General features: G+C 48.2%; 14 protein-coding genes and 1 pseudogene. 6 read left to right on the forward strand and 9 right to left on the reverse strand.

The features are described 5' to 3' along the window. Positions 1 to 50: 50 nt before the first annotated feature. From H6F88_RS31365 to H6F88_RS31375, 3 genes are all read left to right on the forward strand, one after another. A complete protein-coding gene (locus H6F88_RS31365; protein WP_190646741.1) occupies positions 51 to 1,433 on the forward strand; it encodes a hypothetical protein in 1,383 nt (460 codons plus the stop codon). Positions 1,434 to 1,566: 133 nt separating this feature from the next. Next, on the forward strand, positions 1,567 to 2,487 hold the full coding sequence (locus H6F88_RS31370) for a hypothetical protein (RefSeq protein ID WP_190646742.1): 921 nt from the start codon (positions 1,567 to 1,569) through the stop codon (positions 2,485 to 2,487). A gap of 89 nt (positions 2,488 to 2,576) precedes the next feature. Next, positions 2,577 to 3,134 carry a hypothetical protein gene (locus tag H6F88_RS31375; protein ID WP_190646743.1) on the forward strand — a complete coding sequence of 186 codons (558 nt, stop codon included), beginning with the start codon at positions 2,577 to 2,579 and terminating at the stop codon, positions 3,132 to 3,134. A 271-nt stretch (positions 3,135 to 3,405) separates the two neighbouring features. Here the strand turns inward: H6F88_RS31375 and dnaA are convergent, their stop codons facing one another. Together dnaA and rnhA are read right to left on the reverse strand one after the other, a co-directional pair. After that, a complete protein-coding gene (gene dnaA, locus H6F88_RS31380; protein ID WP_190646744.1) occupies positions 3,406 to 4,803 on the reverse strand; it encodes a chromosomal replication initiator protein DnaA in 1,398 nt (465 codons plus the stop codon). A 372-nt stretch (positions 4,804 to 5,175) separates the two neighbouring features. Beyond that, a complete protein-coding gene (rnhA, locus tag H6F88_RS31385) occupies positions 5,176 to 6,183 on the reverse strand; it encodes a ribonuclease HI (protein WP_190646745.1) in 1,008 nt (335 codons plus the stop codon). A 313-nt stretch (positions 6,184 to 6,496) separates the two neighbouring features. Here rnhA and H6F88_RS31390 point away from each other — a divergent pair, with 313 nt between their 5' ends. Genes H6F88_RS31390 through mnmE form a run of 3 tightly spaced genes read left to right on the forward strand, consistent with a single transcriptional unit; the run spans position 6,497 to position 9,359 of the window. Further along, the gene (locus H6F88_RS31390) at positions 6,497 to 7,231 is read left to right on the forward strand and encodes a hypothetical protein (RefSeq protein ID WP_242042526.1); all 735 of its coding nucleotides are present in this window, start codon (positions 6,497 to 6,499) and stop codon (positions 7,229 to 7,231) included. A gap of 46 nt (positions 7,232 to 7,277) precedes the next feature. Continuing rightward, complete coding sequence (gene purN / locus H6F88_RS31395) at positions 7,278 to 7,940, forward strand: phosphoribosylglycinamide formyltransferase (RefSeq protein WP_190646746.1); 663 nt, start codon at positions 7,278 to 7,280, stop codon at positions 7,938 to 7,940. Positions 7,941 to 7,976: 36 nt separating this feature from the next. Further along, positions 7,977 to 9,359, forward strand: a complete 1,383-nt coding sequence (gene mnmE, locus H6F88_RS31400) for a tRNA uridine-5-carboxymethylaminomethyl(34) synthesis GTPase MnmE (protein WP_190646764.1) — start codon at positions 7,977 to 7,979, stop codon at positions 9,357 to 9,359. 12 nt (positions 9,360 to 9,371) lie between these two features. On the opposite strand, the gene H6F88_RS31405 is transcribed toward mnmE, so the two are convergent. The 7 genes and pseudogenes from H6F88_RS31405 to H6F88_RS31435 form a co-directional block, all read right to left on the reverse strand. Continuing rightward, a complete protein-coding gene (locus tag H6F88_RS31405) occupies positions 9,372 to 10,103 on the reverse strand; it encodes a J domain-containing protein (protein ID WP_190646747.1) in 732 nt (243 codons plus the stop codon). A gap of 127 nt (positions 10,104 to 10,230) precedes the next feature. Beyond that, positions 10,231 to 11,193: a cysteine synthase A gene (cysK, locus tag H6F88_RS31410; RefSeq protein ID WP_190646748.1), complete on the reverse strand. Its 963-nt coding sequence runs from the start codon at positions 11,191 to 11,193 to the stop codon at positions 10,231 to 10,233. Positions 11,194 to 11,261: 68 nt separating this feature from the next. Beyond that, positions 11,262 to 11,699, reverse strand: a complete 438-nt coding sequence (locus tag H6F88_RS31415; RefSeq protein ID WP_190646749.1) for an Rrf2 family transcriptional regulator — start codon at positions 11,697 to 11,699, stop codon at positions 11,262 to 11,264. A 285-nt stretch (positions 11,700 to 11,984) separates the two neighbouring features. Then, positions 11,985 to 13,664: an iron uptake porin gene (locus tag H6F88_RS31420; protein ID WP_199333878.1), complete on the reverse strand. Its 1,680-nt coding sequence runs from the start codon at positions 13,662 to 13,664 to the stop codon at positions 11,985 to 11,987. 64 nt (positions 13,665 to 13,728) lie between these two features. Further along, positions 13,729 to 13,989, reverse strand: a complete 261-nt coding sequence (locus H6F88_RS31425; protein WP_190646750.1) for a hypothetical protein — start codon at positions 13,987 to 13,989, stop codon at positions 13,729 to 13,731. Positions 13,990 to 14,055: 66 nt separating this feature from the next. Further along, positions 14,056 to 14,337 (reverse strand): 4a-hydroxytetrahydrobiopterin dehydratase, encoded by a 282-nt coding sequence (locus H6F88_RS31430; RefSeq protein ID WP_190646751.1) that lies wholly within the window; start codon positions 14,335 to 14,337, stop codon positions 14,056 to 14,058. Between the two features lie 537 nt (positions 14,338 to 14,874). Beyond that, positions 14,875 to 15,018 (reverse strand): annotated as a pseudogene (locus H6F88_RS31435) (photosystem II protein D2); the annotation flags it as partial.

Here is a 15,018-nt window from a genome sequence, read left to right on the forward strand (position 1 = left end):
AAGAATTAGTATTTTCATTACAGGGCACTCAGGGAAATCGGAGCAACTGTATGCAGCTCGATCAAGATAAGAAACGATGCTTGGATAGTTTGGTCTGGGCAATTGAGCAGTTGCATGGCGATTTGCAGATGCATCGTCTGCATCGAACAGCCGATTTGATCATTCAAACAATGACGGGTCCCTGGCGCTTTTTTCACACTCCCGAACACATCTTTGAAGTGGGTGGAACGGTTGGCGCAACTGGGGAAGCAATCGAAGTTTTGGCAGCTTTATTTCACGACCTGGTTTATGTCCAAGTTGATCAGGGGGTCAGTGTCAACATCAGCAGCTACATCTCCCCTTTTGTTAAAGAGGATTGGGGTAAGCTGATCATCTGCGATCAAGATGAGTTGGTGAGCGATCGCCTTTTTGACCTGGTTGCCGCTGTCTTCGGCTTTGTGCCTGGTCAGATTTTGCCAATGGGCGGACAAAATGAATTTTTGAGCGCTGTTATCGCTGCTAAGTCTTTAGAAAACCTGTTGCCGCTTGACATCATTGCTCAAATCTTGACCTGCATCGAAGCAACCATTCCTTTTCGTCCCAGGTCTGCTTCAGGCTTGAGCGCTAGTGATGTTCTATATCAGCGCTTGATGGACATTAGCCAAGATTTTGGGTTTGGTTGGACGGATGAAAAAACACAGTCCATTGTTAAGCAAGCTGTCCGCGTTTCCAATCGAGATGTTGAAAACTTTGCTTTTACCAGTTCAGCTCATTTTTTAGACAATACCTGGAACCTGCTGCCCGAAACCAATCATCACCTCAAAAGTGCCAGTTCCTACACAGTGCAGGGCTATCGCACCTCCATCCAGAAGATGGAAGGCTTTATGAGCTTCCTCAAGCCTGAACTGGTATTTCAACAATTTAAGGGAGAACCAGACGATCAGACCTATCAAGCATTGGTCGATCGCACTCGCAAAAATCTTGAAGTTGCTCGCCTTTATTTAGGAGCTAAGCTCGTTTCAATTGGCATTATTGAAGCGCTTTCTTTCAGAATTGGGCGAGATATTCCAATCTCTACAATGATGGGAGAATTGCCCTCTACCGCTCACTCCGCTGCCCAGCTAGAACACTTTATTCCCACCATTTCAGCTCATGTACCACCTGCAACGGTTTTGGAAAATGAAGTATTGGAGCTATTAGAAGTTGGGCGCAGCCTCAACTCTTCCTATGATGTAAAAAATTCACCGATCGCCACTTTTGTAGTAAAGTCTGTTGGCTTTGCAGAACTGCGAAAGATGGTAGAGCAAGCTAAAGCTTTCTTTAGGGACGATATTTCATCTGAAGAATTCCTCTCAAGCTGCGATCCGGATGTGGTTAGAACAGTAACAAACGGCGTTTTAGAACTATTTGAAAGCCGTAAAATTGCGCTAGGTCAATTGACGCGATCGCCTTGAGAGAATACAGTTAAGCAGCGATCGCCCCCACTTCACGCTCCGCCAAAGTTAAAAATTGATACCTCCAGTTCAGCCAAAGGACTCAGAGCAGTACGCTGCGAGAATCAGGAAAAAGTTTAGCGAGGTCATGATTATGAACCTGCGACGAACTCATATTTCTGCTCAGTGGCTATCTTTATGTTTAGGTGTCGGATTGTGTGGATTCGTTGGGGCTACTGCTCAGGCACAACTTGCACCAACAGCCCGCTACGCTAGGGGTGAAAACGTTGATTTAGCGCTAATTATTCAAGAATGGAAACAGAAGCATCCCGACGTGCCGGTATTTGCTTGTGTTTGTAATCAAGCAACTTGCGATGCTACTTCACGCTGGCCGTTTCGCAACTTTAGCCAGTATCAGTTTACAGTTGCCCTGGGGTCATTTAATGCCGACTATAGCCAAAGTCTGGGATTTAACTGTTTTGACATTCAAACAGGACTGGCTCCCAATGCTCCAGATCCGGGAGAGCCCAACCCTTCATCACAAATCGAAGTTTTAGATGAAGGCAGGCAATTGCGTGGTCGGTGGTTGGGAAGTACGCAAGAGATTGACATTACTAGCTGGAATGTCAACGTTTTAGAGGCATTAGATTGTTCTGGACCAGAAATTGTAGACCAGCGAGAGTTTAACGGTCAGCGTGTAGTGGGAGAGCCAGCCATCGACCCTGAAACAGGCAATATTGCCGTCGGTGTGCTGCTGACAGAATGCGCCGAAACCCAGCAAACTGCAATTTTTGTCATCGATCCACAGCCGGGTGGGTATGCGCTTTATCGAGTCCAGGTGCCTGGCGATCGCTCTTTGCCCAACGAGTTTTCAACCTATCCCCTCAACAGCTTAGTAGGGTTGCAGTATTGGGATCGCTATCTGCTAGTACGGCATGGAGATGCATCGGGCAGTGAAGCTCTACTAGTATTTGAGCCTGCCAGCACACCGACTGGAGAGTATAGCGACTGTATCGAATTGCAGCAGATTGAAGGACGAGGGCTTTGCCCTGTTACAGAAAACCGGGGATCATAGTTCAACCTTTTAGCAGGAGCGATACGAGAAATACCAAATTTTTGTAAACGTTTGGGATAAAATCTTCGAGTTCCCTCAAGCAAACGTTGATGAACTTAAAACTTTGGGTGCCTTCGTTTACCGTGATGGTGCTTTTGTTGGGTCATGCCACAGTGCAGCCTGTCCATGCTGAGCCAACTGCTCATATTGCTCGAGCAAGTTGGCAGGTATTCTCGCCCTCTGCGGGAGGTTTCAGTGTTTCGATGCCCGGTCAACCAACAGAGCGCTTGGTTCAAGAGTTTCTGCATATGTTCTCAGTTGAGCACGACGGCAGAATTTACGCCGTAGGTTACGCAGAGCTAGACCAGGAAAGGTTAAATGCAGCATTGCAAGAAAATCCAGACGGATTTTGGAATGGAATCAGGCGCGGACTGCTGCAAGATGGGGAAGCTGATTTGACGGGCGATCGCCCTATCTCTTTAAACGGTTACACCGGCAGAGAAATTGAATATGAGGATGCGGACGGGTTGACTGGCAAAGTCAGAGTTTTTGTCGTGAACCAGCGCCTCTATCAAGTGATGGCGGTTGAGGCAGCAGACGGCAGCGACATCGAAGACTCCGAGGAAGCCGAGGCTTTTTTGGAGTCTTTTCAGTTGTTGGCACAGTAGGTAACGTGAGTTCGGGATAAGAAATCGTCAGAACCCCTGATTTTTCGTACCTCATTTCGTTGCAGTGAATCAAGCTATTGTCAGCAAGGTCCACAGATGCAATTTTTCTCAATAAACAACCTTATTGAGAAGAGCCTACAGCAATACCCTTTGCCTAAAGCCTTTTATACCAAACCTTGCAGCGTTTAGCTTAACCCGAACTCACGTTAGGTAGGGGATTAAAGGTTGATTCTTGCTTTAAAGAAACCAACCTTTAATCAAAGCCTATCCTCTACTTCCCCTTCTTCCGAGGCAAATTTGGAGTTTGGCTAGATAAATTGATGCGATCGCTTAGCTGTCTCAGCGTCCTTGCCATTTCGGGGTCGCTGTCCTTGAGTTGGGCGATTTTTTCGCAGCTATACATTACGGTTGTGTGGTCTTTGCCGCCAAAGACTTCTCCAACTTTAGGCAAGCTCAAGTCGGTGTGCTGGCGCATCAGGTACATGCCGATTTGTCTAGCGACGCTGATTTCGCGGCGGCGAGAGGTGCTTTTGAGGTCTTCGATGGAAACTTTGAAGGTCTCGGAGATTGCCGTAATTACTGCTTCGGGAGAAGCTTCGATTTGATCAACAGGCGGATTTAGCACCGGAGCGATATTTTCTACCGTCATCGGCAAACCGGAGATGGAAATATACGCCACTGCCCGAATTAGCGCCCCTTCTAATTCTCGGATGTTAGAGGTGTAGCTGGAGGCGATGTATTCAATCACCTCGCGAGGCAGGCGCATGTTTTCGTATTCTGCTTTCTTTTGCAGAATCGCCATTCGCGTCTCCAGGTCGGGCGGCTGAATGTCAGCGATTAAACCCATTGAGAAGCGAGAACAGAGCCGTTCCTGAAGCCGAGGAATCTGGCTGGGAGGGCGATCGGATGCCAACACAACCTGCTTACCCGCCTCGTGCAGCGTGTTGAAGGTATGGAAAAACTCTTCCTGGGTGTATTCCTTGCCTTCAATGAACTGGATGTCGTCTACCAGCAGCACATCCACTGCCCGATAGTGTTCTCGAAAGCTCTGCATACTGTCCTTACGGATGGCAGCAATCAGGTCATTGGTAAACTGCTCCGTTGAGACGTAGAAAATTCGAGATTCATCGTCAATCTCCAGGCGATAGTGCCCGATCGCCTGCATCAGATGAGTTTTACCCAAACCAACCCCACCGCAAAGAAACAGCGGATTAAACTCGCGGCCAGGGGATTCAGCGACCGCTAAAGAGGCAGCATGAGCCATGCGGTTGTTGGAACCAACCACAAAACGGGAAAAAACATATTTAACATTCAAATCGGTTTGCTTGGCTCCCTGGGAAGAAGACTGTTCAACGGGAGGCACCTCTACAGGTAGGGGCCACAGCATATCTACATCCTCCATCCCCTCCATCTCGCCTCCTGGTCTGACGTTGATGTGGATCTCGACCGGATGTCCCAACACCTCGTGAACGACGTCATTCATCGTCTTGATGTAGTACTTCTGAATCCAGTTGCGGGCAAAGGGATTAGGTGTGCAAATGACCAGGCAGTTTTCGTCGAGTTGTTCAACGGTAGCAGACTTGATCCAGGTTTCAAAGGTAGGGCGGCTTAGCTGTAGTTCTAACCGCTCTAGCACTTGACTCCAAAAATTTTCCGGGACGATTTCCACGACAGACCTCTACCGCTAACTGCCAGACGACTAATTTAATCGACACGATGCCCTGCTGCGCCTGGTTGTTTTACCAGATGTTACAGATGTTGCTCACTATGAAGAATATTGGGATGGCTCTGGATTAACTAGCCTACTAGATATGCTGTTTGAACGCCAGATGAAAATGAGTGAGATCTAAATATAGTGAGGGAGCAGGGAAAGCAGAATAATCGATGCTTATACAGATCGATGCTCATACAGTCAGAAGAGCGCGATGGTTACTGAGCAAGTTTTAGCATTGCTCATCCCACGGTAGATGCTATCTACTTAAAGAAATTTACATCTTCAGCCCATCAAGACAGGATGAATTAGCTTCATCCCTCATCCTTCTCAATCCACTCGCTCTAGCTGCCAAAGAATCTGGTTTCCTTCACGGCGCACCCTAGAAACGACCCAATTTCGCCAAACCCAATTGTCTCCCCGACTGGTGACGGCGCTGGCGTTAACGTCCATCAGGTCAGCCAGTTCTGAACTGGTGATCAAATAGCCTTGACTGGCAACTTCATCCGCCATTCGCAGAGTCTCTACCAAGTTTCGTAGTTGGGCAACCCTGACTTCACGGGGAAGGTCGGGAACATCAGACGTAGCTGGAGGAATAGAATCTACCATAGCTGGGTCAAAGGGAACAGCGTCAGCAGAGATGCAACTGGATTGTATCGTCTCTGAAATGTTCCCATTAGTGGCGGTTGCATCAAATATTGCATCAGTTGATGAATTTTTTACCGAGTGAGCATCAGACTGTGAGAATTCTTGCTCTAACGTTAGCGTTTGGGGCGATCGCCCTTCTCCCTTCACAATTTGCTTAATATCTCCAGGAGTTCGTGCTGTGCTAATCGGTTGCTCAAAAGATAACTGCCGTAGCACAGGTTTTTTACCCAGAGAAAAAGCACGAGCAATCTGATCGCAGCGTTCATTTCCTTCGTTGCCTGTGTGTCCCCGCACATATCGCCATTCCACCGGAGCATTCAGGTGCTTTTTCACCCGCAGATTTAGTTCATCGAGCAGTTCCCACAAATCTTGATTGAGAACAGGTTTGCCGGTTGAGGTTTTCCAGCCTTTCTTTTTCCAGCCCTGGATCCACTTGGTGATGCCGTTTTTGACATATTCGCTATCGGTGTAAAGGTGAATCGGTTCAGTCTGGTCGAGGGTGAGCAGAAACTCTAGAGCGGCGAGCGCCCCCTGCATCTCCATGCGATTATTCGTTGTGGCTGCGTCTGCTCCACCCAATTCGTGAATGGAACCATCAGTAAAGTAAATTACCGTTGCCCAACCACCAGGGCCAGGATTGCCAGAACAGGCTCCGTCTGTATAAATACTCTGAATCGTACGAGAAGACATGGGCAGTGGAATGAGTCGAGCGTGATTCAGGTTATCACAGACGGAGGGGAAAGGATGAGGAATGAGAGATCAGGAATAAGGGATGAAGTAGGGGTTTAGCGTTTGGCAGCAGATTCCAAGACAGCTCCACAGAACTTTGCCCAAGTGCTAAATCCTTGGACGGCTATGTAAAAAAAACCAATCCTCCTGCAGTTAGAAGAAAGCTAGGGCTTCCTTAAAGCGGTTCTCTAAGGAAAAGCTGGATAGTATCCCCCAATCATTTAGGATCGCGATATGAATTACCTTTAAAGAGCGCGCGGCTAGAGGATGAGCAATGACTCGTGAAATGACGGAAAAGGTTGATTTAAGCCAGCTATCTACAGGGGCTTTGAAAGAGCGATTATTGAAAACGGTTGAGGGTCGAGATTCAGAACCGTTAAATCAAAAGGTGCTTTTTTATAAGCAAGAATTAGAGCCGCTGTTTGCAGAATTGAGCCAACGCAATCCCTTTCCCAACGCTGAAGATCAGTTGCCCTTGGTGCCTGGAGTTTGGCTAACGGTTTGGTCTACCATTCCTTACCAAGACATTTTTCCAGGGCGAATTTTTGCCCAGTCCTATCAGATCTTTCATGACGATGGCTATTACGCCAACATTGCTCGCTATGCACCGGGGCACAAGTTTCCCATTCTCAGCAAGTTGTCTAACATTTTGCTGGCTTATGACTTTATGATTATTCAAAAGTTTGAGGTGCAGGAAGGACAGTGGATCATTCAAAACGTTGGGATTGAGCAAGCTTTTCGATCCAGAGCAATTCCTCTCAATATTGAACGAGCAGACAGTTGGTTTACGTCAAAAGTTGAAGTGAGGCGATCGCCCTCCTCAGCTCATGCACAATCTAACTCTCAGTTTGGCAAAGTAGACAAAAGTACAGCTAAAAAGTTTGAGCGAATTTCAACCGCTTCTCCTCAGCTTGAACACTTATATATAGATGCCGATTTTCGTCTGGTCAAATCTCAGCGCGAAGCAAAACAGCGCCCCTCATACACGATCGCCATTCGTCAGCAATGATTCCAAACACTTCTGAATATCATCTGAATATCAATAGTCCTGCGTTATGACACCGCATGAAGCCGAAGTTAGTCTTGTTTCTCCTGACGTTTTACAATTTCCAAGTTCGTACATTGCACCCTTGAAATTGGGTGTGTTGGCTTCTGGCAGCGGTAGCAACTTTGAGGCGATCGCCCAGGCTATTTCTAAGCAAAAGCTCAATGCTGAAATTCAAGTCTTGATCTACAACAATCCTGATGCTAGAGCAGCCGAAAGAGCCAAGTACTGGCAAACTCCGTCTGTTTTACTGAATCATCGCGATTTTCCAGATCGAGAAATATTAGACGCAAAGATTGTCGAGACTCTTCAGCAATATGAAGTTAATTGGGTAATTATGGCCGGATGGATGCGGCGAGTAACGGACGTGCTGATCAACGCCTTTCCCGGACGAATTCTCAATATTCACCCTAGCCTCTTGCCCAGCTTTCCAGGAATGCGAGCAGTCGAGCAGGCGATCGCGGCTGACGTTAAAATTGCAGGCTGCACAGTTCATCACGTGTGGTTAGAGGTTGATAGTGGCCCGATCGTGATGCAGGCAGCCGTACCCGTCTTTCCCCACGACACCGTTGAAACGCTGCATCAGCGTATTCAGGTGCAGGAACACCGAATTTATCCAAGGGCAATCGCTCATGCTGCCGCTGAATATGAGATGGAGCATTTCCGTCGGTGAAGCACTTTTATTTCTAGTGGAGAGACTGCTTTGAATATGACTGCAACCGGGGTTCCAGGCAATACGATCGCGGCGATCGCCACCGCAATTGTGCCCCAGCAGGGTAGCGTCGGCATTGTGCGTCTCTCTGGGGCAGAGGCAGTGGCGATCGCCCGTTTGCTATTCCAGACTCCTGGTCGTCAACCTTGGGAAAGCCATCGTATTCTTTACGGCTATATCCGCGATCCTCAAACCGAGGAACTGATTGATGAGGCGCTGTTACTGTTGATGCTGGCTCCTCGCTCTTACACTCGTGAAAACGTAGCAGAGTTTCACTGTCATGGCGGCATTATGGCAGTGCAGCGAGTGCTGCAACTGTGTTTGGAACAGGGCGCGAGACTGGCAGAGCCGGGAGAATTTACCCTACGGGCATTTCTGAATGGGCGGCTCGACCTGACTCAAGCTGAAAGCATTGCCGATTTAGTGGGAGCGCGATCGCCCCAAGCAGCCCAAACTGCCCTTGCTGGACTTCAGGGTAAGCTGGCGCAACCGATTCGCCAACTTCGAGCAACTTGTCTGGAGATTCTGGCTGAGGTTGAGGCGCGGATTGACTTTGAGGAAGATTTGCCGCCTCTAGACGAATCTCAAGTGAAGGCACAACTGACTCAAGTTTTGGCTGAAGTGGAGCAAATTCTCGCAACGTCCGATCAGGGGGAATTACTCCGAACAGGGTTAAAGGTGGCGATCGTGGGTCGTCCCAATGTTGGCAAATCCAGTTTGCTAAATGCCTGGAGTCGGAGCGATCGCGCTATCGTCACTGACCTTCCTGGGACCACCCGCGATGTAGTCGAATCTCAGCTTGTAGTGGGCGGAATTCCAGTTCAGGTACTGGACACCGCAGGCATTCGAGAAGCGACTGATCAGGTAGAGAAGATTGGCGTGGAGCGATCGCGCCAAGCGGCTCAAGCAGCTGATTTAGTACTGTTGACCATTGACGCTCAAACTGGGTGGACAGCAGCCGACCAAGAGATCTTTGAGCAAGTGCAGCATCGCCCCTTAATTCTCGTAGTCAACAAGATTGATTTGGCAGCGTCTGTATCTTTGCCGCCACTACCCCAGGTAGCTTCCGTCGTCAAAACCGCAGCGGCTCACAGCCAGGGCATTGACGCTTTAGAACAGGCAATTCTAGAAACAGTAAAAACCAAAAACCTAACCGCAAGCAACTTAGATCTAGCGATCAACCAGCGTCAAACTGCTGCCCTCACTAGAGTAAAAGCCGCACTTCAGCAAGTACAAACAACGATCGCTGAACAACTTCCCCTAGACTTTTGGACGATTGATCTTCGCAGCACAATTCAAGCCCTGGGTGAAATTACAGGTGAAGAAGTCACCGAATCTGTCCTCGATCGCATCTTTAGCCGCTTCTGCATCGGCAAATAGTTTCTACTAACCTTACATCAGATCTCCTAATGCCGCTTGCGCCTCTCGTCGCAACCCTTTAGCAATCCGAAACAGCTCTTGCCCTGTATGCAGATAATGTTCGTCATAGCTAGAGGTAAAACGCTCTAGTTCATCAATGCCATCTCCGACCTGATTTAGACAATAGTAAAGATGAGCTGCCACGCCTGCTACATTCGACGGGTTTGGCATTGAGCGAAAAGAACGCTGAGCTTTTTGCAGATAATCTCGACAGTCATCTAGATAGGTCTGAAAGTTTTCAAGCAGTTCATCATCAAAGGGATCAGCCGAGAGCTCATCAATCTGCTCTTTCAAGGGGTTCAGAATGTGACTAATCATTCGATTAACGGGCTGATAAACCTGGTTGAGCCACTGCTGAAGCTGTTCGTCTGTGTCTCGTCCGGTTTGCCGCTGTCGATACTGATTTTGCGCGGCAGCCGTGCGCTGTTGACGATTGTGCCAGGATGGGGAGTTTGTCCCGCCATAGGCACCAGCACTTCTCATCTGCCTCGAAAAGCTTAGCTCTCGGTCATAGGACTGCCGCCGCTGCGGATCGCCCAAAATTTCGTATGCAGCATTAATCCGTGTAATTCGATCATTGTTTACAATCTCACGGTTACTGTCGGGGTGAAACTGCTTAGCCAGGCGACGATAGGCTTGCTTAATTTCTGCTTGACTCGCCGCTGGATCAATATCCAGGATTTCGTAGTGATTAGAATGCGCCATAAGCCCATTGTAAACATTTGACCGTCAGCAAAACTGACGGTCATTAGCTCAATTTTTAAGGGAGTGAAAGTAGAGTTTTGCTTTACTTTCACTCCCTCATAGCCAAGTTCTATTTAGCTTGTCTTCGTTAGTTCATGACCATAGCAGCAGTAAGTTCTGGGTCTTGAAAGAGGGGTGTGCTGAGATATCGTTCGCCAAAGCTGGGCTGCACCATCACGATCAGCCGTCCCTCATTCTCAGGACGACGAGCTATCTGAATCGCAGCAGCCAGAGCCGCACCGCTAGAAATTCCTGAAAGTAACCCCTCTTCACGGGCAAGCCGACGACCATAGGCGATCGCCTCCTCATCCGGTATCGTAATTACTTCATCGATTAAATCGACTCTCAAAACTTCAGGCACAAACCCTGCACCAATGCCTTGGATCTTGTGAGGGCCAGGTTTGCCACCCGAGAGAACTGGGCTGCTAGCAGGCTCTACGGCGATCGCCTTAAAACCAGGTCTGCGGGGTTTCAGCGCTTCTGCCACACCCGTGAGGGTACCGCCTGTACCAATCCCTGCAATTAAAAAATCAACCAGTCCGTCTGTATCTTCCCAAATCTCCATAGCAGTCGTTTCACGGTGAATTTGGGGATTAGCAGGATTACGAAACTGTTGCAGCATATAGGCATCAGGTAGCCTATCCACAATTTGCTGAGCCCGCTGAATACACCCACCCATTCCCTCAATACCAGGAGTTAGCTCTAGCTCTGCCCCATAAGCTCGCAGCATCGCTCGCCGCTCCGAACTCATCGTTTCAGGCATCGTTAAAATTAACCGATAACCCTTTGCCGCTGCTGCCATTGCTAGAGCAATTCCGGTATTACCAGAAGTTGGCTCTACCAAAACTGTCTTCCCAGGGGTAATCAACCCTTCTCGCTCAGCTACCTCAATCATGTTGACCCCAATTCGGTCTTTGACTGAGGAAGAAGGGTTCATTCCCTCTAACTTGACAACAATCTGTGCTTTACAGCCCTCTGCTTGCGGAATTCGATTTAGCTGTACAAGCGGCGTTCGACCAACCAAACGAGTAACATCGTGAGCAATACGCATGGCTTTAGATATTGATAAATTTTGAATACTGGCTTCAAATGCTTAATGGCTTTTAGGATGTCCCCGACTTAGATGTAATACATCAAGTCGAGCTGTTGTCTGGAATCCCGCTTTTCAGCTAAGTCTTGAAGGGTGTGCTTTTGGAGCACTGTCTCAGCGGCCAGACAAGCCTCTTTCCAAACCTCCCAAATCACCATACCCTCTACTGATTTTGTGCCCTCTTTGGGTTCAGGAGGCTGAGAATCTAAACCTTCAATTGACTCAACTATGTCCAGCAAGCTAATTTTCCAAGGCTCTCTAGCAAGGATATAGCCACCTCTGGCACCACGCTGACTACGCACTAGACCAGAACGTCTCATTGTTGCAAGGAGTTGTTCTAAATAACGGTCAGGAATGTTTTGCTCAGCCGCGATCTGCCGAATTTGCAGCGGCTCTCCGCTATCATAGTGCGCTGCGAGTTCCAGTAGTGCAAGGATAGCGTATTCACTTTTACACGAAAGTTCCACAGGCAATCTTTAGGAAGGGGATCATTACTGTTAGCTCATGATGGTTAGCTCATGATGGTTATCTCATAGAGCTATCTCCAGTATACCCCGGTTCTCCAATGGGGTTTTGCAGGTTTACAACAATTGCCCGCGCAATTTATGACTGTAATAACGTTTCTCTTCAAAGTTGAGACTTTAACAATTCGTGCTCCCTGAGGGGACTACGAAGACAAGACTTAAGAATTAAATAAGGGGGCGAGAAGCATTGCCTCTCGCCCCCTTTATAGAACTAAATCATCCCAAAATTTAGAAGGTGAAGGTAGTTCTAAGTGCACCGATGATAGTGCTGTCACTATCATCTCCAAAGGGATCTTCAATCCAGATCACACCAGGAGTGATAGAGATGTTGTCGGTCAAGCGATAACGATAGAAAGCTTCAGCCAAGAAACTGGTTTCGATATCGGTGCCAGGAACAGCAGTGTAAGTGGGTACGCCAGCTAAAATTCCAAGCAAGTTGCCTTCTCCACCCAGGTCAGGGAAAGCAAGAGTTCCTTGGTAGCTCCAAGACTCAGCATCGCCGGGAACACCAGCAATGTCGGTGTAAGCAATACCACCACCAATTTCGACACCAGGGATGAGCCTGAAGTTAACCTGACCACCGTAAGTGTTAGCAGCTGCGTTATCAGCACCGAAGTCAGGACTGTAAGAGTGAACGTAGGTGACAGCTGCATCAAAAGCATCAGATAACCATGTCAACTGACCGATTGCGCTGTAAGGACCGTTGAACAGTCCAGCACCAGCATCAGGGTTAGCGGCATCATCAGCTACGTAGCCTCCATCCAGGGACAAGTTGTCGGTCAACTGGATGATGGCACCTGCGCCTGCACCGCCACCTGCGTTGAAAGCATACTGACGAGGGAAGCCAAAGTCAGAGATAGAACCCTGACCACTGCTGTCCAGTGGGCTGATGGTGCTAGCAACGAAGTCATCTACATCGTAGCCATTAGCTGCGATCGCAATCTCAACGCGCTCACCCAAGGGGAAGGTGTAAGCCAGGTCATCCAGCTCGAAATCGCCTTCGGAGTCACCACTGAACGAGAAGCCAACCGGATCAGAATCAAAGTTCTGAATGTTGCGAACTTGGAAGCGAGTTCGCAAACGGTCTTCACCCGTGAAGCTGGTATCAAAGTTGAGGCGAGCCCGGTAGCCGAAGGTAATTTGATCGTCAAACGCTTCATCTTCGTCAATCACACCAGCAACAGCGAAGATGGTCTCACCACGAAGCTTAGTGGTTGTGGAGAATTGGTTTGCTTCCAACTCAGCGGTACGGGCTTCGAGTGCATCAACTCGTCCACGCAGGGTCGCTAGCTCAGCTGCAAACTCTTCCTGCAAGCGTTGCAGAGTAGCCAAGTCTTCCCGAGTTACGGCTTCAGCCAAACCAGCAGCAATTAATTCGTTGACGCGGTCAAGAGCAGCGTTTAGACCGGCAGCAAACTCGTAACGAGTCATGGCACGGTTACCGCGATAGGTGCCATCGGGATAACCCGCGATTACACCGTAGCGCTCAACTAGAGACTGGAGAGCTTGGAATGCCCAGTCGGTGGGTTGAACGTCTGAAAGTTGAGAAATAGACGTAACCTGGTTGATGCTGTTGACGTTGCCCTCGTTGCTGTATTCCATGATTTGCTCAAGGGAATCAACAGAGGTCGTTGTGTTAGCAGGCGCAGCAGCAGGCACAGGTTGCTCAACTGGAACTTGAGATAGCTCAATCGGAGCTTCAACTTCAGCAATTGGTTCAACAACTGGCTCAAGCTCAGCTACTTCAACAACAGAAGCTTCTGACTCAACAGCAAGAACCTCTGCGCTTAGAGCTTCAGATTCGGGAGCTGCAGTCTCAGCTGAGATCGCTGGAGTCGAAACAGCTAAAGCAGTACCTAGCAGAGCTGGCGTAACCAGCAATGATTTCCACAAAATTTTGCTAATCATGATCCTCACACCTATGTTCAAGAGGGACTTTGTAATCTATTACAGCCCACTCAAAAAGATAGCATTATGTTTTGCAAAATTCTACATTTTCCAGCACATATTGCAAAGACTTTAGAAGTTCTTGCTCTAGAGCAAGATTTGACAATGCAGCGGGCACAATTTGATTTGGTGTGAGGGATAAGCTTTTGGTCAGTAGCTGGTTGGATTCACACCGAGAACACTCGGATTGGTAAATTTGAGGGCTGCAAGGAGTGCCACAATCTTCTAAGTAGAAGTATCCCAGTGTAAGCAGCTTTTCGCCAAATTTACCAGGAGCAGTTGTCATGCTCGCTCCCATTGAAGCTTCAGCAACAGGGTTTCTACAAAGAGCTAAATCTATTCAACAGCGGCTCTACTCAATACCATCAATCGTCTTCGCCATTGCAAAATCCTTCTCTGTTAACCCTCCTGCATCATGGTTGGTTAGGGAAACGGTCACTTTGTTGTAGGAAATGGCTAGATCGGGGTGGTGGCCTGCAGTCTCGGCGGGGTCAACAAGCCGATTGACAAAGGCAATCGCTTCTACAAAATCATTGAATTTACGAACTCGCTGAATTTCTTTGCCCTCTAGTGTCCAGCCCGACAATTGAGCCAAGCGCTCCTGAATTTCAGTTTCGTTAAGCAATTGAGCCATAGTTCCTAGCTCCATTTCTAATTTCTGCTGAGTTTTTGAATAAATCAGATTCAATAAAATTTTGCCCTTTAAAAAACTATCCGCTCTCACCGGGAGGCAAATAACTAAAAGTTACTAAGCCATTATGGTGAGAGCGGTGTAGCGGGTCTTCAGATTGAAACTAGACTGCCGGGAGGAACTCTATGCCAACCCAGCATCTCCTAGAGGACTTAGCTCCAAGGGAAACTAAGATTAACTACTAGAGAGCAGCCCCGGCGCACAGCCAGCTATATCCAACCTGATGACCCATGGTTTTACTACTATCTTGCATGGGCATCACCTCCTTGTCCCTAAACGGTTTATTTTCAAGAGGCAGAGCATTTCGCTCTGGGTGTTATCCACCTGAATGCTAATGTAACACATCCACCCGAATGTGTGGTGATTGAAAACTGAAATTCCTAAAAAAAAGCTCCTGCCCGGAGACAGGAGCTTTTTAGTTGATGAAAGACCGAACTCTTAAAAGAAGAGACTGTCTAAGTTTTGGTCAAGTAAACAAACCTACAGCGCGTTACCGCGAGGCAGAACTTCTTCAGGGAAAGTGAAGTGTTCATGAGGCTGGTCTTGAGGAGCCATCCAAGCGCGGATGCCCTCGTTGAGCAGAATGTTCTTGGTGTAGAACGTCTCAAACTCAGGGTCTTCTGC

Origin of the sequence: Oculatella sp. FACHB-28, assembly GCF_014696015.1 — a bacterium.
Taxonomy (GTDB): Bacteria; Cyanobacteriota; Cyanobacteriia; order Elainellales; family Elainellaceae; genus JAAUTN01.

What these genes read in the sequence shown, in the direction of transcription:
- H6F88_RS31365 (WP_190646741.1), top strand. Translation starts at nt 51, where the DNA reads ATGCAGCTCGATCAAGATAAGAAACGATGCTTGGATAGTTTGGTCTGG.
- H6F88_RS31370 (WP_190646742.1), top strand. Translation starts at nt 1,567, where the DNA reads ATGAACCTGCGACGAACTCATATTTCTGCTCAGTGGCTATCTTTATGT.
- H6F88_RS31375 (WP_190646743.1), top strand. Translation starts at nt 2,577, where the DNA reads ATGAACTTAAAACTTTGGGTGCCTTCGTTTACCGTGATGGTGCTTTTG.
- rnhA (WP_190646745.1), bottom strand. Translation starts at nt 6,183, where the DNA reads ATGTCTTCTCGTACGATTCAGAGTATTTATACAGACGGAGCCTGTTCT.
- H6F88_RS31390 (WP_242042526.1), top strand. Translation starts at nt 6,497, where the DNA reads ATGACTCGTGAAATGACGGAAAAGGTTGATTTAAGCCAGCTATCTACA.
- purN (WP_190646746.1), top strand. Translation starts at nt 7,278, where the DNA reads ATGACACCGCATGAAGCCGAAGTTAGTCTTGTTTCTCCTGACGTTTTA.
- mnmE (WP_190646764.1), top strand. Translation starts at nt 7,977, where the DNA reads ATGACTGCAACCGGGGTTCCAGGCAATACGATCGCGGCGATCGCCACC.
- H6F88_RS31405 (WP_190646747.1), bottom strand. Translation starts at nt 10,103, where the DNA reads ATGGCGCATTCTAATCACTACGAAATCCTGGATATTGATCCAGCGGCG.
- cysK (WP_190646748.1), bottom strand. Translation starts at nt 11,193, where the DNA reads ATGCGTATTGCTCACGATGTTACTCGTTTGGTTGGTCGAACGCCGCTT.
- H6F88_RS31420 (WP_199333878.1), bottom strand. Translation starts at nt 13,664, where the DNA reads ATGATTAGCAAAATTTTGTGGAAATCATTGCTGGTTACGCCAGCTCTG.
- H6F88_RS31425 (WP_190646750.1), bottom strand. Translation starts at nt 13,989, where the DNA reads ATGACAACTGCTCCTGGTAAATTTGGCGAAAAGCTGCTTACACTGGGA.
- H6F88_RS31430 (WP_190646751.1), bottom strand. Translation starts at nt 14,337, where the DNA reads ATGGCTCAATTGCTTAACGAAACTGAAATTCAGGAGCGCTTGGCTCAA.